At 66.9% G+C, this 26,934-nt stretch carries 27 protein-coding genes, 1 tRNA gene and 1 other RNA gene; 13 read left to right on the top strand and 16 right to left on the bottom strand.

Annotation, left to right across the window (positions count from 1 at the left end):
* Positions 1-62: 62 nt before the first annotated feature.
* Both K3U96_RS02135 and K3U96_RS02130 read left to right on the top strand, forming a co-directional pair.
* On the top strand, positions 63-1,355 hold the full coding sequence (locus tag K3U96_RS02135; RefSeq protein WP_220691910.1) for a Mur ligase family protein: 1,293 nt from the start codon (positions 63-65) through the stop codon (positions 1,353-1,355).
* Positions 1,348-2,064 carry a type 1 glutamine amidotransferase gene (locus K3U96_RS02130; protein WP_220691909.1) on the top strand — a complete coding sequence of 239 codons (717 nt, stop codon included), beginning with the start codon at positions 1,348-1,350 and terminating at the stop codon, positions 2,062-2,064. Before K3U96_RS02135 ends, K3U96_RS02130 begins: the two co-directional genes overlap by 8 nt.
* A gap of 28 nt (positions 2,065-2,092) precedes the next feature.
* Here K3U96_RS02130 and K3U96_RS02125 read toward each other — a convergent pair whose 3' ends face one another.
* From K3U96_RS02125 to K3U96_RS02115, 3 genes are all read right to left on the bottom strand, one after another.
* On the bottom strand, positions 2,093-2,959 hold the full coding sequence (locus tag K3U96_RS02125) for a type IV toxin-antitoxin system AbiEi family antitoxin (protein ID WP_220691908.1): 867 nt from the start codon (positions 2,957-2,959) through the stop codon (positions 2,093-2,095).
* 147 nt (positions 2,960-3,106) lie between these two features.
* Positions 3,107-3,718, bottom strand: coding sequence for a recombination mediator RecR (recR, locus tag K3U96_RS02120; protein WP_069404966.1), 612 nt, complete (start codon positions 3,716-3,718; stop codon positions 3,107-3,109).
* Complete coding sequence (locus K3U96_RS02115; RefSeq protein WP_069404980.1) at positions 3,719-4,051, bottom strand: YbaB/EbfC family nucleoid-associated protein; 333 nt, start codon at positions 4,049-4,051, stop codon at positions 3,719-3,721.
* Positions 4,052-4,165: 114 nt separating this feature from the next.
* Between K3U96_RS02115 and K3U96_RS02110 the strand changes: the two genes are divergently transcribed.
* Positions 4,166-4,915, top strand: coding sequence for an Rv3717 family N-acetylmuramoyl-L-alanine amidase (locus tag K3U96_RS02110; RefSeq protein WP_069404981.1), 750 nt, complete (start codon positions 4,166-4,168; stop codon positions 4,913-4,915).
* Between the two features lie 88 nt (positions 4,916-5,003).
* Here K3U96_RS02110 and K3U96_RS02105 read toward each other — a convergent pair whose 3' ends face one another.
* Complete coding sequence (locus tag K3U96_RS02105) at positions 5,004-5,444, bottom strand: SRPBCC family protein (protein ID WP_069404967.1); 441 nt, start codon at positions 5,442-5,444, stop codon at positions 5,004-5,006.
* A gap of 61 nt (positions 5,445-5,505) precedes the next feature.
* Here K3U96_RS02105 and K3U96_RS02100 point away from each other — a divergent pair, with 61 nt between their 5' ends.
* Together K3U96_RS02100 and K3U96_RS02095 are read left to right on the top strand one after the other, a co-directional pair.
* Positions 5,506-6,903: an FAD-binding oxidoreductase gene (locus tag K3U96_RS02100; RefSeq protein WP_220691907.1), complete on the top strand. Its 1,398-nt coding sequence runs from the start codon at positions 5,506-5,508 to the stop codon at positions 6,901-6,903.
* Positions 6,900-8,213 (top strand): class I SAM-dependent methyltransferase, encoded by a 1,314-nt coding sequence (locus K3U96_RS02095; RefSeq protein WP_220691906.1) that lies wholly within the window; start codon positions 6,900-6,902, stop codon positions 8,211-8,213. Before K3U96_RS02100 ends, K3U96_RS02095 begins: the two co-directional genes overlap by 4 nt.
* Before the next feature lie 28 nt (positions 8,214-8,241).
* Here K3U96_RS02095 and K3U96_RS02090 read toward each other — a convergent pair whose 3' ends face one another.
* From K3U96_RS02090 to ffs, 3 genes are all read right to left on the bottom strand, one after another.
* Complete coding sequence (locus K3U96_RS02090; protein ID WP_220691905.1) at positions 8,242-10,095, bottom strand: DNA polymerase III subunits gamma/tau; 1,854 nt, start codon at positions 10,093-10,095, stop codon at positions 8,242-8,244.
* 10 nt (positions 10,096-10,105) lie between these two features.
* A complete protein-coding gene (locus K3U96_RS02085; protein ID WP_069404971.1) occupies positions 10,106-11,395 on the bottom strand; it encodes an aspartate aminotransferase type Ic in 1,290 nt (429 codons plus the stop codon).
* Between the two features lie 41 nt (positions 11,396-11,436).
* Positions 11,437-11,531: signal recognition particle sRNA small type (gene ffs / locus K3U96_RS02080), an RNA gene on the bottom strand.
* Between the two features lie 68 nt (positions 11,532-11,599).
* On the opposite strand from ffs, the gene K3U96_RS02075 reads away from it, so the two are divergent.
* The 3 genes from K3U96_RS02075 to K3U96_RS02065 all read left to right on the top strand — a co-directional run bounded on the left by K3U96_RS02075 (position 11,600) and on the right by K3U96_RS02065 (position 13,659).
* Positions 11,600-11,685, top strand: a tRNA-Ser gene (locus tag K3U96_RS02075).
* 80 nt (positions 11,686-11,765) lie between these two features.
* The gene (lucA, locus tag K3U96_RS02070) at positions 11,766-12,605 is read left to right on the top strand and encodes a lipid uptake coordinator LucA (protein WP_220691904.1); all 840 of its coding nucleotides are present in this window, start codon (positions 11,766-11,768) and stop codon (positions 12,603-12,605) included.
* Positions 12,606-12,633: 28 nt separating this feature from the next.
* On the top strand, positions 12,634-13,659 hold the full coding sequence (locus tag K3U96_RS02065) for a S1C family serine protease (RefSeq protein ID WP_220691903.1): 1,026 nt from the start codon (positions 12,634-12,636) through the stop codon (positions 13,657-13,659).
* A gap of 10 nt (positions 13,660-13,669) precedes the next feature.
* Here K3U96_RS02065 and K3U96_RS02060 read toward each other — a convergent pair whose 3' ends face one another.
* The gene (locus tag K3U96_RS02060; RefSeq protein WP_069404974.1) at positions 13,670-14,338 is read right to left on the bottom strand and encodes a TetR/AcrR family transcriptional regulator; all 669 of its coding nucleotides are present in this window, start codon (positions 14,336-14,338) and stop codon (positions 13,670-13,672) included.
* Between the two features lie 87 nt (positions 14,339-14,425).
* Between K3U96_RS02060 and K3U96_RS02055 the strand changes: the two genes are divergently transcribed.
* Positions 14,426-15,493 (top strand): NAD(P)H-dependent amine dehydrogenase family protein, encoded by a 1,068-nt coding sequence (locus K3U96_RS02055; RefSeq protein ID WP_069404975.1) that lies wholly within the window; start codon positions 14,426-14,428, stop codon positions 15,491-15,493.
* Here the strand turns inward: K3U96_RS02055 and lipL are convergent.
* The 5 genes from lipL to K3U96_RS02030 are packed head-to-tail and all read right to left on the bottom strand — an operon-like array spanning position 15,490 to position 20,065.
* Positions 15,490-16,767, bottom strand: a complete 1,278-nt coding sequence (gene lipL / locus K3U96_RS02050) for an esterase/beta-lactamase LipL (protein WP_220691902.1) — start codon at positions 16,765-16,767, stop codon at positions 15,490-15,492. The two genes, K3U96_RS02055 and lipL, sit on opposite strands and share 4 nt — an antisense overlap.
* Before the next feature lie 51 nt (positions 16,768-16,818).
* Complete coding sequence (locus K3U96_RS02045) at positions 16,819-17,265, bottom strand: hypothetical protein (RefSeq protein WP_069404982.1); 447 nt, start codon at positions 17,263-17,265, stop codon at positions 16,819-16,821.
* A 33-nt stretch (positions 17,266-17,298) separates the two neighbouring features.
* The gene (locus K3U96_RS02040; protein ID WP_220691901.1) at positions 17,299-18,354 is read right to left on the bottom strand and encodes a DNA polymerase domain-containing protein; all 1,056 of its coding nucleotides are present in this window, start codon (positions 18,352-18,354) and stop codon (positions 17,299-17,301) included.
* A gap of 1 nt (position 18,355) precedes the next feature.
* Complete coding sequence (locus tag K3U96_RS02035) at positions 18,356-19,408, bottom strand: ATP-dependent DNA ligase (RefSeq protein ID WP_220693364.1); 1,053 nt, start codon at positions 19,406-19,408, stop codon at positions 18,356-18,358.
* A 30-nt stretch (positions 19,409-19,438) separates the two neighbouring features.
* On the bottom strand, positions 19,439-20,065 hold the full coding sequence (locus K3U96_RS02030; protein ID WP_220691900.1) for a TetR/AcrR family transcriptional regulator: 627 nt from the start codon (positions 20,063-20,065) through the stop codon (positions 19,439-19,441).
* 84 nt (positions 20,066-20,149) lie between these two features.
* Between K3U96_RS02030 and K3U96_RS02025 the strand changes: the two genes are divergently transcribed.
* The 4 genes from K3U96_RS02025 (at position 20,150) to K3U96_RS02010 (ending at position 22,824) form a co-directional block, all read left to right on the top strand.
* On the top strand, positions 20,150-20,767 hold the full coding sequence (locus K3U96_RS02025; protein ID WP_220691899.1) for a VOC family protein: 618 nt from the start codon (positions 20,150-20,152) through the stop codon (positions 20,765-20,767).
* Complete coding sequence (locus K3U96_RS02020; protein WP_069408121.1) at positions 20,764-21,180, top strand: DUF1801 domain-containing protein; 417 nt, start codon at positions 20,764-20,766, stop codon at positions 21,178-21,180. Before K3U96_RS02025 ends, K3U96_RS02020 begins: the two co-directional genes overlap by 4 nt.
* A gap of 94 nt (positions 21,181-21,274) precedes the next feature.
* On the top strand, positions 21,275-22,339 hold the full coding sequence (locus tag K3U96_RS02015; protein WP_220691898.1) for an ATP-dependent DNA ligase: 1,065 nt from the start codon (positions 21,275-21,277) through the stop codon (positions 22,337-22,339).
* A gap of 59 nt (positions 22,340-22,398) precedes the next feature.
* Positions 22,399-22,824, top strand: a complete 426-nt coding sequence (locus K3U96_RS02010) for a hypothetical protein (RefSeq protein WP_220691897.1) — start codon at positions 22,399-22,401, stop codon at positions 22,822-22,824.
* Here the strand turns inward: K3U96_RS02010 and K3U96_RS02005 are convergent.
* The 3 genes from K3U96_RS02005 to K3U96_RS01995 are packed head-to-tail and all read right to left on the bottom strand — an operon-like array spanning position 22,821 to position 26,773.
* Complete coding sequence (locus K3U96_RS02005) at positions 22,821-23,450, bottom strand: TetR/AcrR family transcriptional regulator (protein ID WP_220691896.1); 630 nt, start codon at positions 23,448-23,450, stop codon at positions 22,821-22,823. The genes K3U96_RS02010 and K3U96_RS02005 overlap by 4 nt on opposite strands.
* Positions 23,451-23,468: 18 nt before the next feature.
* Positions 23,469-26,342 (bottom strand): MMPL/RND family transporter, encoded by a 2,874-nt coding sequence (locus tag K3U96_RS02000; RefSeq protein WP_220691895.1) that lies wholly within the window; start codon positions 26,340-26,342, stop codon positions 23,469-23,471.
* Positions 26,339-26,773 carry an MmpS family transport accessory protein gene (locus K3U96_RS01995; protein ID WP_230982337.1) on the bottom strand — a complete coding sequence of 145 codons (435 nt, stop codon included), beginning with the start codon at positions 26,771-26,773 and terminating at the stop codon, positions 26,339-26,341. Before K3U96_RS01995 ends, K3U96_RS02000 begins: the two co-directional genes overlap by 4 nt.
* Between the last annotated feature and the right edge of the window lie 161 nt (positions 26,774-26,934).

Raw genomic sequence — 26,934 nt, 5'->3', positions numbered from 1 at the left:
CTCGCTGGATCGCTGCGCAGCGTGTCGTGCCCCACTTTGTGAGCCCTTTTAGACTGCCGGGAGTGGTCACCATACGAGGACGCGTCGCGCTGGCGGCCGGTGCCGCGGCGCGCTGGGCGTCGCGGGTCACCGGGCGCGGTGCGGGCGCGATGATCGGTGGCCTCGTCGCCCTGGCCCTGGACAAGTCGCTGCTCGGCCAGCTCGGCCAGGGCCGTCGCACCGTGGTGGTGACCGGAACGAACGGCAAGTCCACCACCACCCGGATGATCGCCGCAGCGCTGCGCACGGTCGACGCCGTCGCGACCAACGACACCGGCGCGAACATGGACGCCGGCTTGGTGGCCGCGCTGGCCGCAGCCCGCGACGCGCCGCTGGCCGCGCTGGAGGTCGACGAGATGCACGTGCCGCATGTGGCCGACGCCGTCGACCCGCAGGTGGTCGTGCTGCTGAACCTGTCCCGCGACCAGCTGGACCGCGTCGGGGAGATCAACCACATCGAACGCACGTTGCGCGCCGGCCTGGCGCGCCATCCGTCGGCGGTGGTGGTGGCCAATTGCGACGACGTGTTGATGACCTCGGCGGCCTACGACAGTCCACACGTGGTGTGGGTGGCCGCAGGCGGGGGCTGGGCCAACGATTCGGTGAGCTGTCCGCGTTCCGGTGAGGTCATCGTGCGCGACGGCTCGCACTGGTATTCCAGCGGAACCGATTTCAAACGGCCCGACCCGCAGTGGTGGTTCGACGAGACGAACCTCTACGGCCCAGAAGGCATCACGATTCCGATGACGCTGGCGCTACCCGGGTCGGTCAACCGCGGAAACGCCGCGCACGCGGTGGCGACGGCGGTGACCATGGGCGCAGATCCGGTTGTGGCGGTGGCTGCGGTGTCGACGGTCGACGAGGTGGCGGGACGTTACCGCACCGTGCGGCTCGGCGAGCACACCGTGCGGGTGCTGTTGGCCAAGAACCCCGCCGGGTGGCAGGAGGCGTTGTCGATGGTCGACAAACACGGTGCGGGCGTGGTGATTTCGGTCAACGGTCAGGTCCCCGACGGGGAAGATCTGTCCTGGCTGTGGGATGTGCGTTTCGAACATTTCGACGACACCCATGTGGTGGCGGCCGGTGAACGTGGCACCGATCTGGCGGTGCGGCTCGGATACGCACGCGTCGAGCACACGCTGGTACATGACACCGTCGCCGCGATCGCGTCGTGCCCGCCGGGGCACGTCGAGGTGATCGCGAACTACACCGCGTTCCTGCAGTTGAACCGGGCATTGGAGCGTCGTGGTCCCAGGGGGCAGGAGCGTTGGGCCCACGTCCGCAGGACAGGGGACGACCGGGGGGAAAATGGCTGAATCGAGGGTGCGGATCGGGTTGGTGCTGCCCGACGTGATGGGCACCTACGGTGACGGCGGCAATGCGGTGGTGCTGCGGGAGCGGTTGCGGCTGCGTGGTTTTGACGTCGAGATCGTCGAGATCACGTTGGCCGATCCGGTGCCCGCGGAGCTGGACCTGTACACGCTGGGCGGTGCCGAAGACTACGCTCAGCGGCTGGCCACCAAGCACCTGTTGCGCTATCCCGGTTTGCAGCAAGCGGTTTCCCGTGGTGCGCCGGTGGTGGCGATCTGTGCGGCCATCCAGGTGCTGGGGCACTGGTATGAGACGTCGTCGGGTGAGCGGGTAGAGGGGGTGGGGCTGCTGGATGTGACGACGTCACCGCAGGCCACCAGGACGATCGGCGAGGTGGTGTCGCAGCCGCTGCTGCCGGAGTTGTCCGAGCGGCTCACCGGATTCGAAAACCACAGGGGCGGAACCGTTTTAGGGTCGTCGGCCCGGCCGCTCGCACGGGTGGTCAGCGGGGCGGGCAACCGGGACGGCGACGGGATCGACGGCGCGGTGCAGGGCAGCGTCGTCGCGACCTATCTGCACGGACCGTGCCTGGCGCGCAATCCGCAGCTCGCGGACTACCTGTTGTCCCGTGTCGTCGGCGAACTGGGGCCGTTGGAGCTCAGCGAGGTCGAGCAGCTGCGGAAGGAACGGCTGGCCGCACCCCGCCGCGCCTAGGCGCGAGTGCGCTTGGGAGGCGGCAGTGTCACGGATATCGAGGCGGGGACGTCGGCCGCCAACCGCGGGACACCATCGCGTCCCAGGCCCGTTTGATGATCGCGCCGTCGCGGTCCTCCTTGATCACCTGATCGACGATCCAGCCGAGACCCCTCGCTTGCCGCAAAGCACGAATGTCTTTCGCATATTGCCGACGAGCGCGATGCTGATCCCCGTCGTACTCGGACACCACCATGTAGTCGTCCCAACCCATGTCGGCCCAGCGGATGACTTGGGCATTCGCGCCGACAATCGGAATCTGCGTGGCGGGCTTGGGCAATCCCGCATCGATGTACAAGAGCCGAAGCCAGGTCTCCCTTGGCGAGGCCGCCCCGCCATCGACGAGCGGTAGCGCGATACGCAACGCTTTGAGGCCGCGCGCACCGCAGTAGCGTTTGGCAAGTAGCAATACGTCCTCGGTGGAAAACGGTGCGGCCCGTGTCAGCGCATCGAGTCTGGCGACCGCCTGACCTCTGGGGAGATATCGGCCTAGGTCGAATGCCGTTCGCGCAGGTGTGGTCACAGGTAACCCCGCGATTTTGGTGATTTCATCAGGCGCCACCGTCTCGTTGCGCACCACAAGTCCCTGCTGGGGGCGTAGACGTGGCGATATCAGCTCGATCGGCGTATCGACGTCCACCCATGAAGCACCGTGCAGAGCCGACGCCGCGACGCCGGAGATGACGCCTTTACGATGCGATCGCAGCCATGCGCCCCTTATCCGATCTCGCAACGCGAGTTCGGAGTCCTTCGAGATGTACACATCGCGGAAGACCGTCCGATACCACCGACGCAGTTGGTGCTCGGTGAGCTCGCCTTTTGCGAGGGCTTCGCTGCCCAGAAAGACGTCCCCCATGGGCGAATACTGCATCCGCGCACCGACACGTTCGCGAGATGTACGTTAACGAGGAAAAGTGCGAGAGGCGGCCGCGCTAACGTACGTTTCGCGGAAAACACGCGAAACACGCGGAAACCCGCGGACCCCTGCGGAAACCCGCCGGCGCTAGGCCATCGCGCGGCGGCCTGCCAGCGCCCGGCCCAGCGTCAGTTCGTCGGCGAACTCCAGATCGCCGCCCATCGGCAGGCCCGACGCGATCCGCGTCACCGTCAGCCCCGGGATATCGCGCAGCATCCGCACCAGATACGTCGCGGTGGCCTCACCCTCGGTGTTGGGGTCCGTCGCAATGATCACCTCGGTGATGTCGACGCCGTCGACGCGTTCACCGATCCTGTTGAGCAGCTCACGAATCCGCAGTTGCTCCGGCCCGACACCCGACAGCGGATCCAACGCCCCGCCGAGCACGTGGTAGCGGCCACGGAACTCCCGGGTGCGTTCGACGGCCTGCACGTCCTTGGGCTCCTCGACCACGCACACCACCGAGCCGTCACGGCGGGCATCCGAGCAGATCCGGCACCGGTCGTCGTCGGACACGTTGCCGCACACCGCGCAATGTTTCACACCGTCGCGCACCTTCGACAACGCCGCGGTCAACCGGTCGATGTCTGGCGGCTCGACCGACAGCAAGTGAAACGCGATCCGCTGCGCACTCTTCGGCCCGATACCGGGCAGCTTGCCGAGCTCGTCGATCAGATCCTGGACGGGGCCTTCGAACAATTACATTCCCGGCAGACCGAGGTCACCCATGCCGCCGGCGAGCGGCCCCAGCCGATCGTGGGCCAGGATGGTGACCTGCTTGGCCGCGTCGGCGATGGCGCCGACGACGAGGTCTTGCAGAGTTTCGGGATCCGCCGGATCGATCACCTTCGGATCGATCGCCACCGCGACCACCTCGCCGCTGCCCCTCATCGTGACTTGGACCAGCCCGCCGCCGGCCTGGCCGTGCACCTGCGCATTGGCCAGCGCCTCCTGCGCCTCCATCAGCTGCTGCTGCACCTGCTGCGCCTGGGCGAGCAGTGCCGACATGTCGGGCTGGCCTCCGGGCTGCATGCCTCCGGGTTGCATGACGGTCCCCTTGCGTATTGGTATCGACTTGGTTGCTGTCGCCCGCATGGGGCGGTTTGGCCTTTCAGCGTAGTCGCGCTCGAGGCTACGGTGACGCCCGTGCCTGCCCGCCTGCGTGTCGGCGCCGCCGTGGCCGCCGGTCTGATCGTCGCCGCGTCGACGCTCATCATCCCTGCCAGTGAAGTCCGCGCCGCTCCGTCCAACATCGCCGGGAAGATCGTGTTCCTCGATCCCGGCCACAACGGCGCCAACGACGACTCGATCGGCCGCCAGGTGCCGACCGGCCGCGGCGGCACCAAGGACTGCCAGGCCAGCGGCACGTCGACCGACGACGGCTACGCCGAACACACCTTCGCCTGGGACACCACCCTGCGCATCCGCCAGGCGCTGACCAAGCTCGGTGTGCGCACCGCGATGTCCCGCGGCAACGACGACGCGCTCGGCCCGTGCGTCGACGAACGCGCCGCGCTGGCCAACTCGCTCAAACCCAATGCGATCGTGAGCATCCACGCCGACGGCGGACCGCCGACGGGCCGCGGGTTCCACGTGCTGTACTCGTCACCGCCGCTCAACGAAGCGCAGGCCGGCCCGTCGCCGCGGTTCGCGCAGATCATGCGTGACCAGCTCAAGACCTCCGGCTTCGTGCCCGCTACCTATATCGGCTCGGCCGGGCTCAATCCGCGCTCGGACATCGCGGGCCTGAACCTCGCGCAATACCCGTCCATCCTGGTCGAGTTGGGCAACATGAAGAACCCGGTCGACTCGGCGCTGATGAAGACGCCCGAAGGGCGGCAGAAGTACGCCGACGCCGTGGTGCGCGGCATCGCGGGATTCTTGGCCACCAGCTAGCGCCTGCCCGGCTCCCCAGCCCGCCGAGGTCGACGTCTTGGCGGATTTCACGCACTTTTCGTGCGAAATGTCCCTTTGGGCGAAACTTCTATCCGCGCTCGAGGTGGGTTTTGAGATTGCCCAGCACCTCGTCCTGGATCTTGCGCAGGCCCAGCGGTGCGAACGTCTTCTCGAAGAAACCCCCGATGCCGCCCGCACCCTGCCAAGACGTCTTGACGGTGACCGACGAACCGGCACCCGCCGGTGAGACGGTCCAGTTCGTGATCATCGACGAGTTGGCGTCCTTCTCGATCACGGTGTGCCCCGCGACGTCGACGTTGGCCTTGACGTCACGCACCCGCGACTTGGTGGCCTGCAGTTTCCACGACGCGACCGTGCCCGCGCCCTGCCCGCCCTCGAGCACCCGGTAGTCCCGATAGTGCGCGGACAGGATCTTGGGGCGCACGGTCGAATAATCGGCGATCGCGGCCAACACCGTCTCCGTCGGCGCGTCGATCAAGACCGTGCTGGATGCGCTGACCTGTGCCATCTGACTCTCCTGGTTTCGCTGTGCGGTCGCATCGGCCGCGGACGCGGACTAGCGTATATCCGTGTCTGCTGACAAGACCGACGCACGTTCTGCTCACGTGGCGGGGGTCCAGCGGCTTCTGGCCAGCTACCGGGCGATCCCGCCGGACGCCACCGTACGTCTTGCCAAACCGACCTCGAATTTGTTCCGGGCGCGCGCCAAGACCACGGCCAAAGGACTGGACGTGTCGGGTTTGACCGGCGTGATCGACGTCGACCCCGACGCCCGCACCGCCGACGTCGCGGGCATGTGCACCTACGAGGACCTGGTCGCGGCCACGCTGCCGTACGGGCTCTCGCCGCTGGTGGTGCCGCAGCTCAAGACGATCACGCTGGGCGGGGCGGTCACCGGGCTGGGTATCGAGTCGGCATCGTTCCGCAACGGGCTGCCGCACGAGTCCGTGCTGGAAATGGACATCCTGACCGGTGCCGGTGAGGTCCTCACCGCGTCGCCGCAACGGCATGAGGAACTGTACCGAGCATTCCCGAACTCCTATGGCACGCTTGGCTATTCGGTGCGGCTCAAAATCGAGCTGGAAAGTGTCAAACCGTTCGTCGCGCTCCGGCACCTGCGTTTTCACACGCTTGAGGACCTGGTCGCCGCGATGGACCGCATCATCGAGACCCGCGGCCACGACGGGACGCCGGTGGACTACCTCGACGGTGTGGTGTTCTCCGCCGGCGAAAGCTATCTGACGCTGGGCACCCAGACCTCGACCCCGGGACCGGTCAGCGACTACACCGGCCAGCAGATCTACTACCGCTCCATCCAGCACCCCGGTGAGGGTGCCGAGAAGCACGACCGGCTCACCATCCACGACTACCTGTGGCGGTGGGACACCGACTGGTTCTGGTGTTCTCGGGCATTCGGAGCGCAGGATGCGCGGATCCGCCGGTTCTGGCCTCGACGCTACCGGCGCAGCAGCTTCTACTGGAAGCTCATCGCGTACGACCGGCGCTACAACATCGCCGACCGCATCGAAGCACGCAACGGTCGTCCGCCGCGCGAACGGGTCGTCCAGGACATCGAGGTGCCGATCGTACGCACCGCCGAGTTCCTGCACTGGTTCCTGGACAACGTTCCGATCGAGCCGATCTGGTTGTGTCCCTTACGACTTCGCGGCGACCAGACCTCCGGCAACACCTGGCCGCTGTACCCGATCCAGCCCAACCACACCTACGTCAACGTCGGCTTCTGGTCGTCGGTGCCGATCGGCCCGCAGGAGGGTCACACCAACCGGCTGATCGAACGCAAGGTCAGCGAACTCCACGGGCACAAGTCGCTGTATTCCGATGCGTATTACAGCCGTGAGGAGTTTGACGACCTGTACGGCGGTGAAACCTACAAAACGGTCAAGAAGAGCTACGATCCCGACTCACGTCTCCTCGACCTGTATGCGAAGGCGGTGCAACGACGATGACGACGTACAAAGATCACCCGACTCACACCTCCAACCGCAAGCTCACGCTCGCCGAGATACTGGAAATCCTCGCCGGCGGCCAATTGCCGCTCCGGTTCAGCGCCTACGACGGCAGCACGGCCGGACCCCAGGACGCATCGCTGGGCCTGGAGCTGCTCTCACCGCGCGGCACAACCTATCTGGCGACCGCACCCGGCGATCTCGGCCTGGCCCGCGCATATGTGTCCGGTGACCTGGAGGTCCGCGGTGTGCATCCGGGCGACCCCTACGAACTGCTCACGGCGCTCGCGGACAAGATGGACTTCAAGAGGCCGTCGCCGCGGGTGCTGGCCAACATCGTGCGGTCGTTGGGCTTCGAGCACCTCAAGCCGATCGCTCCGCCCCCACAGGAGGCGCTGCCGCGGTGGCGTCGTATCGCAGAAGGGTTGCGGCACAGCAAAACCCGTGACGCCGAGGCGATCCATCACCACTACGACGTGTCCAACAGGTTCTACGAGTGGGTGCTCGGCCCGTCGATGACCTACACCTGCGCGTGCTACCCGCACGCCGGCGCGACGCTGGAGGAAGCCCAGGACAACAAGTACCGGCTGGTATTCGACAAGCTGCGCCTGAAGCCCGGTGACCGGTTGCTCGACGTGGGCTGCGGCTGGGGCGGCATGGTGCGCTACGCGGCGCGCCACGGCGTGTCCGCCATCGGCGTCACCCTGTCCAAAGAACAGGCGATGTGGGCGCAGAAGGCCATCGCCGAGGAAGGGCTGAGCGACCTCGCCGAGGTCCGCCACGGTGATTACCGCGACGTGCGCGAATCCGGCTTCGACGCGGTGTCCTCGATCGGGCTGACCGAGCACATCGGCGTGCACAACTACCCGGCATACTTCCGGTTCCTGCGGTCCAAGATGCGCACCGGCGGCCTGCTGCTGAACCACTGCATCACCCGCCCGGACAACAGGTCCGCACCGACCGCAGGCGGTTTTATCGACCGCTACGTCTTCCCCGACGGGGAGCTCACCGGTTCGGGCCGCATCATCACCGAAGCCCAGGACGTCGGTCTCGAGGTGGTGCACGAGGAGAACCTGCGCAACCACTACGCGCTCACGCTGCGCGACTGGTGCCGCAACCTCGTCGAGCGCTGGGACGAGGCCGTCGCCGAGGTCGGCCTGCCCACCGCCAAGGTGTGGGGCCTGTACATGGCCGGCTCCCGGCTGGGCTTCGAGACCAACGTGGTTCAACTGCACCAGGTGCTGGCGGTCAAGCTGGACGACCACGGCGACGACGGCGGCCTCCCACTGCGTCCGTGGTGGACGGCGTAGCCGGCGTCAGCTCCGGCCTGGCCGAACGCTAGCCGTCGATCCGGCGCGCGCCCAGTTCGGTCTGCAACAACTCGAGCGCGGCTTCCTCGGGGTCGCGACGCGGCGTCTCGGTGGTGTCGGCGCTGGCCTCGGCCAGCATGCTCTCCTCGTCGTCATTACGCTGCGCAGGCGCCGGGGATGCTGCGTCGGATCTGGCCGCCGCGGGCGGCGGCGCCGCGGCTCCCGCTTCGCACCGGATCTTCCAGTCCACTCCGAGGACATCCTTGAGCGCTTCGCGGATGATCTCTGAATTCCGCTGCTCGACAAGACGTTTCGCCAACGGTGCGGACGGGTGACTGAGCACGAGGGTGTCGCCTTCGACGGCGAGCACCGTGGCGCCATCCAGCATGACGTCGGTCGGACGCCGAAGGTTGCGGACCTTGTCCCGCACCGTCGTCCACACCCGGCGCACCGCGGCGGCGTCCAGACCGGTGGCCGCCGGCGGTGGGGCCGCCACGACCGGGTCTGACGGCGGGCGCACCGGGGGCGGCGCGGGGGGCGCCGACGCGGGCGCCGGCGCGGGAACCGCCGTGGGCGCAGGCTCCGGTGCGGCTGCGGGTTCTGGTGCCGGTGCGGGTTCTCCCGCGGGCTCCGGTGCGGATGGCTGCGCGGTGTGGCTCTTGCGCACGAACTGCTTGGGCGCCGGCGAGCCCACCGCATCCGAGTCCGGTATCGACACGTCCAGGCGCTTCTCGATGCGCTCAACGCGTTGCAGCAGAGCCGATTCCGTGTCGGCGGCCGACGGAAGCAGCAGCCGTGCGCACACCACCTCGAGCAGCAGCCGCGGCGCGGTGGCACCGCGCATCTCCCCCAGCCCGGCGTGCACCACCTCGGCGTAGCGGGTCAGCGTCGCGGTGCCGATCCGCTCAGCCTGCTCGCGCATCCGGTCCAGCACGTCCTCGGGCCCGTCGACCACGCCGCGGGCGACCGCGTCGGGCACGGCCTGCAACACGATCAGATCGCGGAAGCGCTCCAGCAGGTCGTTGGCGAAGCGGCGGGGGTCGTGCCCGGCGTCGATCACCGCCTCGACGGCACCGAACAGCGCCGCGGCGTCGCCGGCGGCCAACGCGTCGACCGCGACGTCGATGAGCGCGACGTCCGTCGCGCCCAGCAGCGCCAACGCCCGCGGATAGGTGATGTGGTTTCCGGTCGCGCCTGATTCGGATCCGGCCAACAGCTGATCCAGCACCGACAACGTGTCGCGTGGTGACCCGCCGCCCGCCCGGATGACCAGCGGATAGACGGCGTCGTCGACCTGGACCTGCTCCTGCGCACAGATCCGCTCGATCAGCCCCCGCATGATCCTCGGCGCCAGCAGCCGGAACGGATAGTGATGGGTGCGCGAACGGATGGTCGGCAGCACCTTTTCCGGTTCGGTGGTGGCGAACACGAAAATCAGGTGGTCGGGCGGTTCCTCGACGATCTTCAGCAGCGCGTTGAAGCCCGCGGTGGTGACCATGTGCGCCTCGTCGACGATGAAGATGCGGTAGCGCGACTGCGCGGGGGCGTAGAACGCGCGGTCGCGCAACTCACGGGTGTCGTCGACCCCGCCGTGGCTGGCCGCGTCGAGTTCGACGACGTCGACGCTGCCCGGACCGTTCGGTGCGAGCGCCACGCACGAGTCGCACACCCCGCACGGTGTCGGGGTCGGGCCCTGCGCACAGTTCAGCGAGCGGGCCAGGATGCGCGCCGACGACGTCTTGCCGCAGCCCCGCGGCCCCGAGAACAGATAGGCGTGGTTGATGCGCCCGGCCGTCAGCGCCGTGCACAGCGGCTCGGTGACGTGCTCCTGGCCGACGACCTCGGCGAAGGTCGCGGGTCGGTACTTGCGGTAGAGCGCCACGCTTCGCAGGCTACCGAGCCGCGGCGACAAGCGCCTCGGTGGCCGCCAACAGCACGCAGGTGGCCAGGCCGTCCATCGCCTCGCGCAACTCCGGCTCGGCGGGGAACGTCGGCGCGATCCGAATGTTTTTGTCGTCCGGATCTTTTCGATACGGGAACGTGGCACCGGCCTCGGTCACGGCGATACCCGCGTCCTTGGCCAGCGCGACGGTGCGACGAGCCGTGCCGGGCAGCACGTCCAGGCTGATGAAGTAGCCGCCCCTGGGCTCGGTCCACGATGCGATCTTCGACTCCCCCAGCCGGTCCTCGAGGATCTCCAGCACGGCGGCGAACTTCGGGGCGAGCAACTGCTGATGGCGCTGCATCTGCAGCCGCACCCCGTCGGCGTCGCCGAAGAAGCGCAGATGCCGCAACTGGTTCACCTTGTCGGGGCCGATGGACTTCTTCTCCGAGTACTGCAGATACCAGGCGATATTGCCCAGCGAGCCGCCGAAGAAGCTGACCCCGGCGCCCGCGAACGTGATCTTGCTGGTCGACGCGAACACCAGCGGGCGGTTCGGGTTGCCCGCGGCCTCGGCCAGGCCCAGCACGTCGATGTTGCGCTCGAAGTCGTGGGTCAATGTGTGCACCGCATACGCGTTATCCCACATCAACCGGAAATCGGTTGCCGCCGTGCGCATCTGGACCAGTCGGCGCACCGTCTCCCAGGAATACGTCACGCCGGTCGGGTTGGCGTAGACCGGCACACACCACATGCCCTTGATCGCCGGGTCGGCGGCAACCAGCTCCTCGATCAGGTCGACGTCCGGGCCGTCCTCGTTCATCGGCACGGTGATCATCTCGATGCCCAGGGTCTCGCAGATCGCGAAGTGCCGGTCATAGCCCGGTGCCGGGCAGAGGAACTTGACCACCGGTTCGGCGGCCCACGGCCGCGGCGAGTCCACACCGCCGTGCAGCATCGAGAACACCACGACGTCGTGCATCAGTTCCAGGCTGGCGTTGTTGCCCGCGATCAGGTTGGGCACGCCGATGCCGAGCAGCTCGCCGAAGATCGCCCGCAGTTCGGGCAGCCCGTGCAGCCCGCCGTAGTTGCGGGTGTCGGTGCCGTTGGAATCCCGGAAGGCGTCGGGCCCCGACCCGGGCAGCTCCAGCAGGGCGTTGGACAGATCGAGCTGCGCAGCAGACGGCTTGCCGCGGGTCAGGTCCAGCTTGAGACCCTTGGCCTGCAGCTCGGCGTAGTTGCGCTGCTGCTGCTCATGCTGTGCGGCCAGCTCGTCACGGCCGAGCGACTGAAACGACACCGTGCGCCTTTCACTTCGAGCCATGGACAGAGTGTGGAAAAAGAAGGGGACCCCGCGCACCCGCCAGAGCCCATTGACCCTTGCTGCCTTCCGGCCCTGGGGGAGTTCACAGGATGGACGCCACGCGGGGTCCGAGGCGAGTCTAATACCACTGCCCCGAACAACATGGCGGCCATATCAGCCAGGTCGGTTACCATGGCCCGCGGAGGATTCGCCTAGTGGCCTATGGCGCTCGCCTGGAACGCGGGTTGGGTTAATAGCCCTCGCGGGTTCAAATCCCGCATCCTCCGCAGCGGACCGGGGTGCGACCGTTCGGTCGCACCCCGGCCACAACAACACCGATCAGCGCTCCCGAGCGCGTAGGAGGGGCATGAGCCGCACCATCGCGGTGATCTGGCACGCGTCGTTCTCTCTCATCGCCGGTGTGCTGTATTTCTTCTTCGTGCTGCCGCGGTGGTGGGAGCTGATGGGTACCACCTCGCACACACTGGGCACAGTGCTGCGCATCGTGGTCGGCGTGCTCATCGCCCTGGCGGCGCTGCCTGCGGTGTTCGAGGGATTGCGTACCAAAAAGCCCGAGTTGCGCACGCCGCAGTTGGCGTTGCGGCTGCGGACCTGGGCCGCCGTGCTGCACGTGGTGGCCGGGGTGCTGATCCTCGGCGCGGCGATCAGCGAGATCTGGCTTTCGCTGGACACCGCCGGCCAGTGGCTGTTCGGCATCTACGGCGCCGCGGCCGCCATCGCGTTGCTGGGTATCTTCGCCTTCTACCTGGCCTACGTGGCCGAGCTGCCGCCGCCGCCGCCGAAACCGCTGAAGGCCAAGAAGCAAGGCCGGCGCCGCGGCCGCAAGAAAGCCGGCGAGGCCGAAACTGAGGCCGACGCCGACGCCCAGGCCGATACTGACGCCGACGCCCAGTCCGATACTCAGGCCGACGTTGAGGCCACCGAACCGGCTGGGGACACGTCCGAGGACGCCGCCGAGGACACCGCTGGCGATGCACCCGCCGAAGTCACCGCAGAAGAGCCGGCCGCCGAGGAGTCCGGCGAGGACAGGTCCGCCGCAGACGAAGCGTCACCGGGCGACGACGACGAGTCCGCGCAAGACCCGTCCACCAACGGCAAACTGCGCAACAGACGCCCTTCTGGCAAATCCGAACCGACCCGTCGGCGGCGCAGGCGGCTGCGCGGCGGCGTGGCACTCGACGATTAGCGGGGCACTTTTCGGGCAATATGGGCGCATGGGCAAATACCACGTCCGCCGCCCGCTGCCGGTGCTGCTGGTTGCGTTTGCCGCGATCCTGGCGCTGGTGACGCCGCTGAGCCCGGCGACGTCCGTGGCCGCGCCCGCCGATCCCCTCGCCGCAGCGGCCCAGGTCGAACCGGCCGTCGTGCGCATCGACACCGAGATCGACTACCAGAACGCGATCGGCAACGGCACCGGGATCGTGCTCGACCCCGACGGTCAGGTGCTGACCAACTTCCATGTCGTCTCCGGGGCCGACCGCATCAACGCTTCCGTCGCCGGCCGCACCTACCCCGCCGAACTGGTGGGCTACGACCGCGGCCGCGACATCGCGGTGCTGCAACTGATCGGTGCGATGGGTCTGCCACCCGCACCGATCGGTGACTCCGCGGCGCTGGTCAGCGGTGAGCCCGTCGTCGCGCTGGGCAATGCGCAGGGCACCAACCAGCCGTTGACCCGCGAGGTCGGCACCGTCACCGGCTTCGGTCGCACCGTCAACGCCGAGGACACGCTCACCGGAAGCAAGGACGAACTCAGCGGTCTGATCGAGTTCGCGGCGCCCGTCGTCGCGGGCGACTCCGGCGGACCCGTGGTGAACGGAGCCGGCCAGGTCGTCGGCATCACGACGGCGGCGTCGGTGAACTATGTGCTCGGACCCGGCGGCGAAGGCTACGCGATCCCGATCAACGATGCGATGGCCATCGCCAACCAGATCCGCGCCCGGGTCCCCTCTGACAACGTGCACATCGGGCCCCCGGTCCTGCTCGGCGTCGGCGTGCGGACCGCGCAGCGCGGCCCCGGGGTGTTCATCGCCGAGGTGCTGCGCGGCGGACCCGCCGAGCGTGCGGGGCTGGTCGACGGCGACATCCTGCTCGTCCTCGACGGTGTCTCGCTGGACTCGGCCACCACCTTGACCTATGTGCTCGACCGGCACTACCCCGGTGACGTCCTCGACCTCACCTGGCTGGACCGCAACGGCCAGCAACGCACCGGAAAGGTCGCGCTGACCCCGACCCTCTGAGCGGGCCCGCTCACTGGCTTTCGACGGCTTCCAGGATCCGTTCCACCCCGGCGATCAGCAGTCCCAGCTCGAAGTCGAACTGGGTTTCGGCGTCGCGACCCGTCCGCTGCGCCGCCTCGAGCACCCGACGCAGCGCCGGATAGGTGTCCAACGGTTGATTCTCCAGCGCGGCGGCCGTCTCGGCCCGGTGATGATGCACGCCCGCCGCGGTCTGAACCGCACCGCTCTGCGCGGCGGACTGCGCGATGTTGGACGCCGCGGTCAACGCGAGGCGCGCGCTGTCGGGGTCAAGGCCCGCGGCGAGCAGTGTGTCTAGCAGCCGGTCAGCCAGAAACAGCGCCGCATCCGCGCTCAGCCCCCGCAACTGCGTGAAGTCGGTGGCCATCCCGACCTGGATCAGCGCGTCCCGAAACGCGACCGCGTAGGCCCGCAGCACCACACGCCAGTCGCCGTCGACCGGCAACTCGACGTGGTCGAGTTCACGTTCGAACCGGTCGAGCAACACCAGCGTGAGCAGTCCCTCCCGATCGCCGACGTAGTAGTGCAGCGCCTTGCGGGTCACGCCGAGTTCGTCCGCGACGGCCTGCATGGTCAGGTCTTGGGTCCCAAGGCTACGGGCCACCAAGACGATCTTCTGGCGGCTGATCCGTGGCGGTCGCCCCCTGGCTCGAGCGCTCATCTCAGCAGCCTAAGCGGTATGACGATGATTTTCGCCGCTCGGTAAAAAACGCTGCGTCGGAGCACCCGCCAACCTTATGCTGTGCAAGTGCCAAACACTTCTTATCGCGTCGTCCAGTGGACCAGCGGCAACGTCGGCAAAAGTTCGGTCGCCGCGATCGCCAAGAACCCGAACTATGAACTTGTCGGCCTGTACGCGTGGTCGGGCGACAAGGCCGGCCAGGATGCCGGCGCGCTCGTCGGCATCGAGCCCCTCGGGGTCAAGGCCACCAACGACGTCGACGCGCTGCTCGCGCTGAAGCCCGACGTCGTGGTCTACAACCCGATGTGGATCGACGTCGACGAGCTCGTGCGCATCCTGTCGGCGGGGATCAACGTGGTGTCCTCCGCGTCGTTCATCACCGGACACAATCTGGCCGCCGACCGTGACCGGCTCGAAAAGGCATGCAAGGCGGGCGGCGCGACGCTGTTCGGGTCCGGTGTCAGCCCGGGTTTCGCCGAACTGCTTGCCATCGTCGCGGCCACGGCGTGCGACCGCGTCGACAAGATCACCATCGCCGAATCGGCTGACACCACGCTCTACGACTCCCCCGACACCGAGCGGCCCGTCGGTTTCGGCACCGCGATCGACGATCCGGGGTTGGCGCCGATGGCCGCCAACGGAACCGCGGTGTTCGCCGAGGCCGTCCAACTGGTCGCCGACTCGCTGGGTGTCGAGCTCGACGAGATCAAGTGCGTCGCCGAGTACGCGCAGACCACCGAGGACCTGGTGATGGCTTCATGGACCATCCCGGCCGGTCACGTGGCGGGCGTCTTCGCCAGCTGGCAGGGCCTGGTCGACGGCAGAGCCATCATCGAGATCAGCGTGCGGTGGAAGAAGGGCCAGACGCTCGAACCCGACTGGGAGATCGACGGCGACGGCTGGAAGATCACCATCGACGGGCGTCCCACGGTCAACATGTCGGTCGGTTTCTTGCCGCCTCAGGACATGATCGAACAGGCCAAGACCATCGAGGACTTCTTCGAGCTCGGCCACATCATGACGGCGATGCCGCCGATCCACGCAATCCCGGCCGTCGTCGCCGCCGCACCCGGGATCGCGACCTACAACGACCTGCCGCTACCGCAAGCACGCGGCGTCGTCCCGGCGAACTAAGGTCGGCCACTGGCCTTGGCCACCGAATCACGGTAGCGCGCACCGTATTTCGGCACCGCGGTGGGGCCGGCGTGCCGGGCGGCGTTGGTCGCGTTGCGCAGCGGTCGGGCCAGACCCGCGAACGACGCCATGTCGAACACCATCGGCGTCAGCAGCCGGTTGTGCACGAAGGCGAACGCGCTGCCGCTCTGCGGGTCGGCCCAGCCGAGCGTTCCACCGAGACCGATGTGACCGAATCCCTTGAGCAGACCGGGAATCGGTGATTCGTGGTAGCCGAGGTGAAAGGGCATCGGAACGCCGACGTTCAGATCCGGCCACGGCTTGGGCTTGCCGATCAGCCCGCGAGTCAACTCCTCGGACAAGAACTGCGTACCCTCGATGCGGCCGCGATTGGCGATCGCCGCGTACATCTTGGCCAGTGCCCGCGCGGTCACCACGCCGTTCGCGGCGGGCACTTCGCCGTCGAGGAACGGGATATCGCCCTGGACAAAGGACTTGATGCCGGGGAAGAACATCGCCCCGAATGCTCCGGAAAGCGGCAGCCCGGCCACCCTGGGTGCGACGAAGTTGAACACCGGGTTGGCCCGGCTGCCCTGCGGCGCCAGGATCTGGGCCACCTTGGTGGGCGCGTCGGCCGGCGGACGACCCAGGTGCAGTCCGTCGGTGTTGAGCGGGCGCGCCACCTCCTCGCGGATCAACTCACGCATGCCGCGTCCGGTCACCGCGCGGGCCAGGCCGGACAGCAGCCAACCGTAGGTCAGCGCATGGTAGGCCGGCCTGCCGCGCAGGTAATCGGGCGAGGCCGCGGCGAGCTTGGCCTCCATCACCTCGCGGTCCAACAACTCGTCTTTGGTGAGGCCGCCGGGCAGGTGGGATAGCCCGGCGCGGTGGCGCAACACGTCGCGCACGGTGATGTCGCCCTTGTTGTTGGCGCCGAACGCCGGCCAGTACGTCGCGACCGGCTCGTCGTAGTCCAGCAGCCCCCGGTCGGCGAGCCGGTGGATGACGGTGGCCGTCACCCCCTTGGTCGCCGAGAACACCATCGCGCCGGTATCCGCCGTCCACAACCGCTCACCAGTGCGGTCGGACCAGCCCGTCCAGATGTCCACGACGGGTCGGCCGTCGATGTAGACCGCCAACGCCCCGCCCCCGAACCGTCGACCGGGAAACATCCCGGCGAAAACCCGCACCACGGTTCCGAACCGATGGTCCGCAGCGCCCGCCACACCGCGCGGCAGCCCCTCGTTGGCCCGCAGCAGTGCCGCCTTCGTCATAGCGCTAACAATGCGTCGAAGACGGCACCACCGACGCCGAACCGCGAAAATTCAGCCGGTCACTTGCAGGACGTGGGCGTTGAGCTGCGCTGCCGGAGGCCCTTCCAGCGTCACGTCCTTGAGGATCTTGGCCTGGTCCTTGTGCACGGTGAACTCGCCCTTCTGAGGCTCATTTCCGCCGATCACCTCGTAGAACACCGTGAACGGCGTCTCGGGCAGCGGATGCAGGCCAATGTATTTCGGCTGGATCGTGTACTTGTATGTGCAGCCTGCGCCGGGTTGGCACTGTTGGTCGGTGACGACCACCTCGACGTTGAACTCCACCGGTGTGGGCATTTTCGGCGCCGGCGGGGCGAGCGTGGTGCGGGGCGCGGCCTGCGACGCCGGTGTCGAGGACATGTCGCCGGTGATCACCACCGCCGCGATGCCGATGCCACCGGCGACCATCGCCACCAGGGCCAGCGCGGCGAGCCACTTGCGAAGCGCCGAAACCGTCATGTGCATAGCAAACCTTGTGCGGTGAGGTCGCGTCTAGCCGCCCTTGATCGGGTTGCCGTGCTCGTCCCAGTGGGCCGCGACTTTCTTGCTGGGCTGGACCCGCGGGGGCTCGCCGGGCATTTTCGGATAGCTCGGCGGATAGGGCAGGTCGCCGAGACCGCGTTCTTCGTCGGCCTCGACCATCTCCAGCAGTGGTTTGAGCGATTGCGCCTTCTTGTCGATGTCGGCCCACGGGTCGTCGCGTTCAGACACCAGCTTGGGCACGGTGGACATCGTGTAATCGTCGGGATCGGCGCCGCGCAGATCCTCCCACGCCAGCGGGGTGGACACCGTCGCGATTGGCGTCTTGCGCACCGAGTACGCCGACGCGAAGGTGCGGTCGCGGGCATTCTGGTTGTAATCGATGAAGATTCGTTTACCGCGCTCCTCTTTCCACCACGACGTCGTAACCGCGTCTGGTGCGCGTCGCTCCACCTCGCGGGCCAACGCGATCCCCGCGCGCCGCACCGCGATGAAGTCCCAGTCCGGTTTGATCCGCAGGAACACGTGCACGCCCCGGCCGCCCGACGTCTTGGGATATCCGACCATCCCGAGCTCGTCGAGCAGCGGCTTGAGCACGTCCACCGCCACCGATGCGGCTTCGGCGAAACCCGTGCCCGGCTGCGGATCCAGGTCGACGCGCAGTTCGTCGGGGTGTTCGGTGTCCGGACACCGTACCTGCCAGGGGTGCAGGGTGATCGTGCTCATCTGCGCGGCCCAGATGATCGCCGACGGGTGGGTGATCTTCAACGCCTCCGCGGTGCGCCCGGAGGGGAACGTGACGACGCACGTCTGCAGATAGTCGGGATGTTTCTGCGGCACCCGCTTCTGGTAGATCTCCTCACCGTCGATGCCGTCGGGGAAGCGCTGCAGGTGCGTCGGCCGGTCCCTCAGCGCCGCCAGCATCGGACCGCCGGCGACGGCCAGGTAGTAGTCGACCAGCGTGCGTTTGGTCCCCTTTTTGCCCAGCTTCGGGAAGTACGTCTTGTCGGGGCTGGTCAGCCGGACCTTCACTCCGTCGACGTCAAGTTCCTCTGCCGCAGTTGCCATGTCAAGCCTCCAGGACGTCGTACAGGTCGTAGTTGATCGGCACGTCGAGCTGATCGAACGTGCAACTGCGCGGATCGCGGTCTGGACGCCAGCAGCGGAACTTCACGGCGTGGCGAAACCTCCTGCCCGCCTCGGTGCTTCCCTCCATTTGGTCATAGGCCACCTCGCACACCTTCTCCGGCCGTACTGGAATCCAGCGTTTATCGGCTGCGGAGTTCCACCGGCTCGGATCACCTTCACGCAGGTCGTCGCCTTCGCGTAGAGGTTCCAGGTCGGCCAACAGTTTGAGCCTGTCCTTGGCGGTGAAAGACGCTGCGCCACCGACCATCTGCAGTTCGCCGTCGTCGCGGTACAGCCCCAGCAGGATCGATCCGATACCCTCGCCGCTTTTGTGGATCCGGTAGCCCATCGCCACGCAGTCGGCGTCGCGGGCGTACTTGACCTTGACCATCTCCCGTTTACCCGGCAGGTACGGGCCGTCCAACCGCTTGGCGATGACACCGTCCAGGCCCGCGCCCTCGAACTCCTCGAGCCAGCGCCCGCCGAGCTTCGGGTCCTCGGTGGTGCCGGTGACGTGGCACCACTGCTTGGTGTGCACCGCTTCTGAGAGCGCCGCACGGCGCACCCGGAACGGCTCCTTCATCAGCGACGCGTCGCCGGTGGCCAGCGCGTCAAAGCCGATGAAGTGCGCCGGAGTCTGCGCAGCGAGCATCGTGATGCGGCTGACCGCGGGATGCACGCGCTGCGACAGCGATTCCCAGTCCAGCCGGGTCCGGCCGTCGATCTCGCGGGGCACGACGATCTCGCCGTCAAGAACGCACCGATCCACCAGTTCGTCGCGCAGCGCCTCGATCAGCTCCGGGAAGTAGCGGCCGAGGTCCTTGCCGTTGCGCGAAAGCAGCACCACGTCGTCGCCGTCGCGGAAGACCAGCGCCCGGAAGCCGTCCCACTTGGGTTCGTAGGACCAGACCCCGGCCTCGTCGGGAACTTTGGCCTGCGCTTTGGCCAGCATCGGCTCGATCGGCGGCAGCACGGGGAGGTCCACAGGTTCCATACTCACGTAGACCGCCCACGCCGAGCAATGTCATCGCGCGAGGAGTCCCTCGACGAGCAACTGGCTGAGCCAGCGCTCGTAGCGCTTCGGCGACCAGTTCCTGTCGATGACGAGTAGCCGGTAGACCTCCGGAGACATCAGCGCATAAATGCTGTCGGCGGCATCGCTCTCCCGAAGACCCGGGCGCAACGCGCCGGCCCGGGCCAGCGATCGCGCCAGGTGCCCCTGTCCGGCGCGGCGTTGACGATTGAGCTCCTCCAGCAGCGCGGCGGCATCGCTGTCCGAACTCGCCGCGCCGACGAGGATGCGGTAGACCGCCGCGGTGCGCGAGTTCACCTCCGATGCGATCTTCACAAAGCCTGCCACCTGCTTTTCCGGGTCCGGATCGGCGAGCAGTGTTTGAACCCGCGGGCGTTGCGGCAACGCAACAGGTTGGTCGTCGCCAGCGATCGACACGTCGAGGATGGCCTTGAGGATGCCGCGCTTGGACGAAAAGAGCCGGTACACGGTGGCCTGCGGCACGTCCGCAGCGCTGCTGATGGCCTCGATCGTCGTCGCCGCGTAACCCCGTTCGGCGAACAGCGTGCGGGCCGCGCCGATGACGGCGGCCCGCGCTAGTCGGGTTCTCGCCTGGCCAGGCCGTCCGGTGCTCGCCACGGATTGAGTCTATCCCTCTCAAATCGAGAGTGCTACTCTCACTTTGAATAGGAACTGTGAGACACACCGGAAGGACCAATTGCCATGACCGGCATCGAAACTGTCATTCTCGAAGCGCCCGACCCGGCGGGCGTCGAGGCGTTCGTCGCGGCCGCCTTCGGTCCAGAACTGCCGGTGCGCGCGCGACCCGGTGAGGCAGCGACGACGGGGTTTCGCGGGTTCACGCTGTCACTGGTGGTGTCACGGCCGTCCACCGTCGACGCGTTCGTCGAGGCAGCCCTGAAGGCAGGCGGGAGCGAACTGACGCCGCCCAAGAAATCGCTGTGGGGCTACGGTGGCGGCGTGACCGGACCCGACGGAACGATCTGGACGGTCGCGTCGTCGTCGAGGAAGGACCGCGACCCCAAGGCCGATCAGCGGGTCCATCAGATCGAGGAGTTCGTGCTCCAGTTGGGCGTCGACGACGTCGCGGCCAGCAAGCGCTTCTACGTCGAACGCGGACTGCAGGTGGCGAAAAGCTTTGGCCGTAAGTATGTTTCGTTCGCTACTGGTCCGATCACCCTGGCGCTGCTGAGTCGCCGTGCGCTGGCCAAGAACGCCGGAGTGTCCGCGGACGGCACAGGGTCGCACCGCATCGTCGTCAGCAGTCCGGCCGGCACCTTCACCGATCCCGACGGGTTCACCTGGGAGACAGCCCGATGACCGAACACAAGAAGCCCAAACTGTTGTCCGGCGGTAATCCGCAGATCCCCAAGGGTGAGGGAAACGGGCCCGTGCAGGATTACATCGCGGCCATGCCCGGCTGGAAACGCGACGTGGGCGAACGGCTCGACGGGCTGATCGACCGCGCGATCCCTGACGTACACAAGGCCGTGAAATGGAATCAGCCGTTCTACGGACGCCGCGATGAGGGCTGGTTCCTGTCGTTTCGCTGCTACACCAACTACGTGCAGATCGCGTTCTTCAAGGGTGCATCGCTGGATCCTGTGCCGCCGAAGGCCTCCAAGCACGACGAGGTGCGTTACCTCGACATCCGTGAGGACGACGAACTCGACCAAGACCAACTCCGCTCGTGGTTCCAGCAGGCCAGCCGGCTGCCCGGCGAGAAAATGTGACGACCGGACCGCCTCGAGTGCGCGATTGGGCAGCCAAAGCGGCGGAAACGGCCTGCACAAGTTCGGCCTCGGGGCGTAACGCCACAATGAACTGATGGACCTGCCCGTGATGCCGCCGCTGCGCCCGATGCTGGCCAAATCGGTCGCCGCGATCCCACCCGGTGCCTCGTACGAGCCGAAATGGGATGGCTTCCGGTCGATCTGCTTCCGCGACGGCGACGAGGTCGAGTTCGGCAGCCGCAACGAGCGGCCGATGACCCGCTACTTTCCCGAACTGGTCGCCGCGGCCGATGCCGAACTGCCAGATCGGTGCATCGTCGACGGCGAGATCGTCGTCGCCACCGACCACGGTCTGGACTTCGAGGCGCTGCAGCAGCGCATCCACCCGGCGGCCAGCCGCGTCAACATGCTGGCCGAGCAGACACCGGCGTCGTTCATCGCGTTCGACCTGCTCGCCCTGGGCGACGACGACTACACCGGGCGTCCGTTCACCGAACGTCGCGCCGCACTCGTCGAAGCTCTCGCGCGCTCGGGCCCGTCGTTTCACGTGACGCCGGCGACCACCGACGTGACAACCGCCCACCGGTGGTTCGACGAGTTCGAGGGTGCCGGCCTCGACGGGGTGATCGCCAAACCGCTGACGCTGACTTACCAGCCGGACAAGCGCGTGATGTTCAAGATCAAGCACGAGCGCACCGCGGATTGCGTCGTCGCCGGATACCGGCTACACAAGTCGGGTGCCGACGCCATCGGCTCGCTGCTGCTCGGCCTGTACCACGACGACGGCACGCTGGCCTCTGTCGGCGTGATCGGCGCGTTCCCGATGGCCACCCGGCGGCAGTTGTTCACCGAATTACAGCCGCTGGTCACCACATTCGACGGACATCCCTGGGACTGGGCCGCGCACCTGGGCGGTGACCGCACCCCGCGCCGCAACGAGGGCTCACGCTGGAACGCCGGCAAAGACCTGTCGTTTGTGCCGCTGCGCCCCGAGCGGGTGGTCGAAGTCCGCTACGACCACATGGAAGGTCAGCGGTTCCGGCACACCGCCCAGTTCAACCGCTGGCGGCCCGACCGCGACCCGCGCTCGTGCACTTACGAGCAGCTCGAGCAGCCGGTCTCGTTCAAACTGCGTGACATCGTGCCGGGGCTGGGCTGAGCGACGGACTTTTCGGCAACTCGGCGATGCCCGCGGCCCGGACGTGTGATGCTGCCTTCATGGTGATCACACGCGCGACGGTTGCCGCGGTGGCGCTCATGGGCGCCGCCGCCGGACTGGCCGGCCCGGCATGGGCCGATGGGCGACTCGACGGCGAGTACCGGTTCATCAACGGCGCGACGATGAACACGTGGGCGATCACCACCCAGTGCAACCCCGAAGATTTTTGTGGCGGAACGGTTTCGAGCTCTACCGGGTTGATCGCTCAGATCAGTAAGCAGACGGACGGCCCGTGGCTCATCGAGCGCCACGACGTCTTCAACGGACGGTTGTGCGGTGACGGCAGCACCGGCCCGGCCGATCTGACGTACTCGTTTGATCCGGCGAGTTTGACGGGAACTCTGCGCTACACGTGGAAACCCGGAACCTGCAACGACCCCAACCCCGGGCAGAGCGAGGAACCGATAAGCCTTCAACTGCTTTAGTCAGCGTCTTCTGGCACCGCCAGGTGGTTGATCGCCGGCATCACCAGGGTGTCGATCACCTGGCGGACGAAGGCCGCGTCGACACGCTGCCCACGCACCACCTGCAGCAGGCTCATGGCGGTGGTGATGTCGGCAATGAACGACCAGTCGCGGTCGCGGGCGATCTCACCGCGGTTGGCCGCTTGAGTCAGGATCGCCGAGAAGACCCGTCGTCCCCGAAACAACATCAGATCGTCGAGCGCCGCCGCCAGCTCAGGGTCTTTCGCGGCCTCCAGCGCGACTCGCAGGATCAGGTCCGTGGACACCAGCGAGTCGTCGTTTCGCTTGACGCGTCCGACGACGGCGTCCAAATCGCCGCTGAGGCTTCCGGTGTCGGGCGCATCGTTTTCGAGGAGATCGGGCCGCCAGTAGACGAGGGCGTCGGCGATCAACGCCGCCTTCGACGACCAGCGTCGGTAGATCGCGGCCTTGCCGACGCCGGCGCGCTCGGCGATGTCGTTCATGTTCGTGGCGTCGTAGCCGTGCTCGGTCAGCGCCGCCAACGCCGCGTCGAGGATCGCGGGATCACGGGATCGGTCCAAGCGCCCCTCGGTGCGCTGGCGCAGTTTCGACTCTGAAGCTGCCACGACGACGAGTCTAGGTTTTCACGGGATCGCCGGCTGCGCGATGGGTGCGGTATCGACCTGCTGCTGACGGTGCAGGCGATAGCGGTCGATGATCTGGAACGTGTTCAACGGCCACCAGAACCAACGGCCCAGCGCCGCGGCGATCGACGGGGTCATGAACGACCGTACGATCAGCGTGTCGATCAGCAGCCCGATCCCGATGGTCATCCCCAGCTGGCCGATCACCCGTAGATCGCTGACGATCATCGACATCATCGTGAACGCGAACACCAATCCGGCGGCGGTCACCACGCGCCCGGTTGCGCCCATCCCGCGGATGATGCCGGTATTCAGCCCGGCGTGGATCTCCTCTTTGAGCCGAGACACCACCAACAGGTTGTAGTCCGAACCGACGGCCAACAAGATCACCACCGACAGCGGCATCACGATCCACTGCACACCCAGACCCAGGATGTCCTGCCACAGAAGGACCGACAGCCCGCAGGCGGTGCCCAAGGATGCGGCGACAGTGCCGACGATGACCAATGCGGCGACGACGCTGCGGGTGATCAGCAGCATGATCGCGAAGATCAGGATCATCGAGGCGATGACGGCGATCGTCAAATCGACGACGACACCGTTCTGCATGTCGTTGTAGAGCGACGCGGTGCCGGCCAAGGACACCTTCGCGTTCTCCAGCGGGGTGCCCTTGACCGCGTCGGCGACGGTGTCCTTGATCCCTGCTACGTGATCGATGCCCTCCACCGATGCGGGATCGCCCTGGTGGGTGATGATCATCCGGACCGCCTTGCCATCCGGTGACACGAACATCTTGAGTCCCCGCTCGAAGTCCGGGTTTTGGAAGACTTCCGGCGGCAGATAGAACGAGTCGTCGTTCTTGGCCTGGTCGAAGTACAGGCCCATCTCCGTAGCGCCCTGCGCAAGCTCTTGAGAATGCGCCTGGATGCCCGCCATCGTGCTGTGCGTGGACAGCATGAAGTTGCGCATCGTCTTCATCGACTCGATTGTCGGCGGGATCGTCGCCAGCATCTGCGGCATCAGCTGATCCAGTTGGTCGAGGTCACCGGTGATGCCCTGCAGTTTGTCGGCCAGTTGGTCGATCCCGTCGATGGAGTCGAATATCGACCTCAAAGACCAGCAGATCGGAATGTCGAAGCAGTGCGGTTCCCAGTAGAAGTAGTTGCGAAGCGGGCGGAAGAAGTCGTCGAAATTGGCAATGCTGTCGCGTAATTGGTTGGTGGTATCCACCATGTCGTGGGTCCGGCCGACCATGTCGTGAGTGGTAGCGGTGATCTGTTGCATGAGGTTGAACATGCGCTCGAGGTTGGCGATGGTGGCGCCCAGTTCGTCGGCCTGCTCGAGCATCTGGGCGGTGTTGTCGTTCATCACCTTGGCGGTCTGCAGCGTTCCGGAGTTCTGCATCGCGATCTGGAAAGGGATGGAGCTGTGCTCGATCGGGGCACCGAGCGGTCGGGTGATGGTCTGTACCCGCTCGATACCGCGTAAGTGGAAGACGCTCTTGGCCACCCGGTCGATGACCAGCATGTCGGCCGGGTCGCGCAGGTCGTGGTCGGCTTCGAGCATGAGCAACTCGGGGTTCATCCGGGCTTCGGAGAAGTGCCGTTGCGCCGCCGCCATCGAGACGTTGGCGGGCATGTCGGCGGGGGTGAACTTGTCGTCGTTGTACTGCGGGATGTAGGTCAGCAGGCTGACGAAGCCGATGATGGCGATCAGGGCGGCGACGGTGATGATCGGTTTGGGCCAGCGCACCACGGCCGTGCCGACTTTGCGCCAACCGCGCGTGGACAGTTCACGCTTGGGATCGAACAGGCCGAACCGCGAGCCGGTCACCAGAATCGCGGGCGCCAGCGTCAGCGCCGCGGACACGATGACCAGGAGCGCTATCGCACACGGCAACGCCATGGTCTGGAAATACGGCAGCGTGGTCATGGTCAGGCACAGACACGCACCTGCGATGGTGAGACCAGACCCGAGGATGACGTGTGAAACCCCTTGGTATGCGGTGTAGTACGCCTCTTCCCGGTTGAGGCCGGTGGCCCGCGCCTCGTGGTAACGCCCCAGCAGGAAGATGACGTAGTCGGTGCCTGCGGCGATGGACAGCATCGTGACCATGCTCACCGCGTAGGGGGTCAGACCGATCAGGTCGAGGTTGCCTGCGGTGGCGGTGACCCCTTGGGCGGCAAAGAGTTCAATGCCCACGATGAGCAGTGCGAGCACCGTGGTCACGATCGAGCGATACACCAGCAGCAGCATCAGCAGGATGACGACGATGGACACCAGCGCCATCGTCGCCATGCTCTTGTGCCCGGCGATACTGGTGTCGACGTTGAGCACCGTGTTGCCCGCGACGTAGGCCTTCACCCCCGGCGGCGCCTGCACCGATGCGACGATGTCGCGCACCGCGGCCACCGACTCGTGGCTGGGCGTCGTGCCCTGCGCGCCTTCGAGAAAGACCTGAACGTAGGCGGCCTTGCCGTCCGGGCTCTGTGAGCCCGCAGCCGTCAGCGGGTCACTCCAGAAGTCCTGGGTGAACTGGACGTGGGCGCCGTCGGCCTTCAGCTTGGCCACGATCTGGTCGTAGTACTCGTGGGCGCTGTCGCCGAGCTTGTCCTGGCCTTCCAGCACCACCATCGCCGTGGAGTCCGAGTCGAATTCCTTGAACACCGCTCCGATATTCATCATCGATTGGAAGGCGGGTGAACGCTGCGGGGCCAGCGACACCGAGTGGGCGTCGGCGACGGTGTCCAGGGACGGGGTGAGCGCACCGAGGACGACCGCGAGAAGCACCCAAAACAGGATGATCGGCAGCGCCATGGTCCGCACCACCCGGGCGACCAGTGGGCGGCCCGGCTTGGAACGTGTTGTGCTCATACGGACTTCACCAGGCAGTAGACGAACGGCTGAAATTCGTCGCTGCTGCGGTCGTCGCGTACCTGACCGTCGACCACGACGCGGCAGCGCAGTTTGTCGACGTCGGAGTCGCCCTGCGCGACGATGTTGGCCGACATCGAGGGCAGCGTCGTCACGATGGTGAACGACCACGGCAGGGTGGCTGCGTCGATGCGGTGCGGCTGACCGTTTTCGTCCAGGTAGTCGAGATCGACGTGGCCGGCGGGCCCGGTCACCTCGTACGTGATGTGCTTGGGATTGAACGGTTCGGTCAGCCCGGAGTTCGTGTCGGCGGCCGTGGCCGCCTGCCCGGTCGCGACCGTGTCACGGATGCGAACCACGGCGTATGCGCCGATCATCACCACGCATACCAGCAGCAGCGGCATCCATGCCCTTGCCAACAGTCGGAGCACCTATCCGCCGCCTCCAGTCCTGCGCCCATCGGCGGAACCCGAGTTCCGTCACGGCAACGGGAGAACTTTACCTCTCCGGAAGGCCGGTCCGTTCACCGGGTTTTGCTGCCGCGAGTGTGCAGTCTGATACGCCGGGCACGGCGCGTCGCGTATGAAACCGC

Origin of the sequence: Mycolicibacterium holsaticum DSM 44478 = JCM 12374, from assembly GCF_019645835.1 — a bacterium.
Classification (GTDB): Bacteria; Actinomycetota; Actinomycetes; order Mycobacteriales; family Mycobacteriaceae; genus Mycobacterium; species Mycobacterium holsaticum.
The sequence above is the reverse complement of the archived record's forward strand: the minus strand, read 5'-3'. Positions and strand labels throughout refer to the sequence as shown.

Coding starts and splice junctions, on each gene's coding strand:
- K3U96_RS02025 (WP_220691899.1), top strand. CDS start 20,150: ATGACCGGCATCGAAACTGTCATTCTCGAAGCGCCCGACCCGGCGGGC.
- K3U96_RS02125 (WP_220691908.1), bottom strand. CDS start 2,959: ATGGGGGACGTCTTTCTGGGCAGCGAAGCCCTCGCAAAAGGCGAGCTC.
- K3U96_RS02010 (WP_220691897.1), top strand. CDS start 22,399: ATGGTGATCACACGCGCGACGGTTGCCGCGGTGGCGCTCATGGGCGCC.
- K3U96_RS02065 (WP_220691903.1), top strand. CDS start 12,634: ATGGGCAAATACCACGTCCGCCGCCCGCTGCCGGTGCTGCTGGTTGCG.
- K3U96_RS02095 (WP_220691906.1), top strand. CDS start 6,900: ATGACGACGTACAAAGATCACCCGACTCACACCTCCAACCGCAAGCTC.
- K3U96_RS02060 (WP_069404974.1), bottom strand. CDS start 14,338: ATGAGCGCTCGAGCCAGGGGGCGACCGCCACGGATCAGCCGCCAGAAG.
- lucA (WP_220691904.1), top strand. CDS start 11,766: ATGAGCCGCACCATCGCGGTGATCTGGCACGCGTCGTTCTCTCTCATC.
- lipL (WP_220691902.1), bottom strand. CDS start 16,767: ATGACGAAGGCGGCACTGCTGCGGGCCAACGAGGGGCTGCCGCGCGGT.
- K3U96_RS02040 (WP_220691901.1), bottom strand. CDS start 18,354: ATGGCAACTGCGGCAGAGGAACTTGACGTCGACGGAGTGAAGGTCCGG.
- K3U96_RS02000 (WP_220691895.1), bottom strand. CDS start 26,342: ATGAGCACAACACGTTCCAAGCCGGGCCGCCCACTGGTCGCCCGGGTG.
- K3U96_RS02015 (WP_220691898.1), top strand. CDS start 21,275: ATGGACCTGCCCGTGATGCCGCCGCTGCGCCCGATGCTGGCCAAATCG.
- K3U96_RS02130 (WP_220691909.1), top strand. CDS start 1,348: ATGGCTGAATCGAGGGTGCGGATCGGGTTGGTGCTGCCCGACGTGATG.
- K3U96_RS02035 (WP_220693364.1), bottom strand. CDS start 19,408: ATGGAACCTGTGGACCTCCCCGTGCTGCCGCCGATCGAGCCGATGCTG.
- K3U96_RS02020 (WP_069408121.1), top strand. CDS start 20,764: ATGACCGAACACAAGAAGCCCAAACTGTTGTCCGGCGGTAATCCGCAG.
- K3U96_RS02115 (WP_069404980.1), bottom strand. CDS start 4,051: ATGCAGCCCGGAGGCCAGCCCGACATGTCGGCACTGCTCGCCCAGGCG.
- K3U96_RS02045 (WP_069404982.1), bottom strand. CDS start 17,265: ATGACGGTTTCGGCGCTTCGCAAGTGGCTCGCCGCGCTGGCCCTGGTG.
- K3U96_RS02105 (WP_069404967.1), bottom strand. CDS start 5,444: ATGGCACAGGTCAGCGCATCCAGCACGGTCTTGATCGACGCGCCGACG.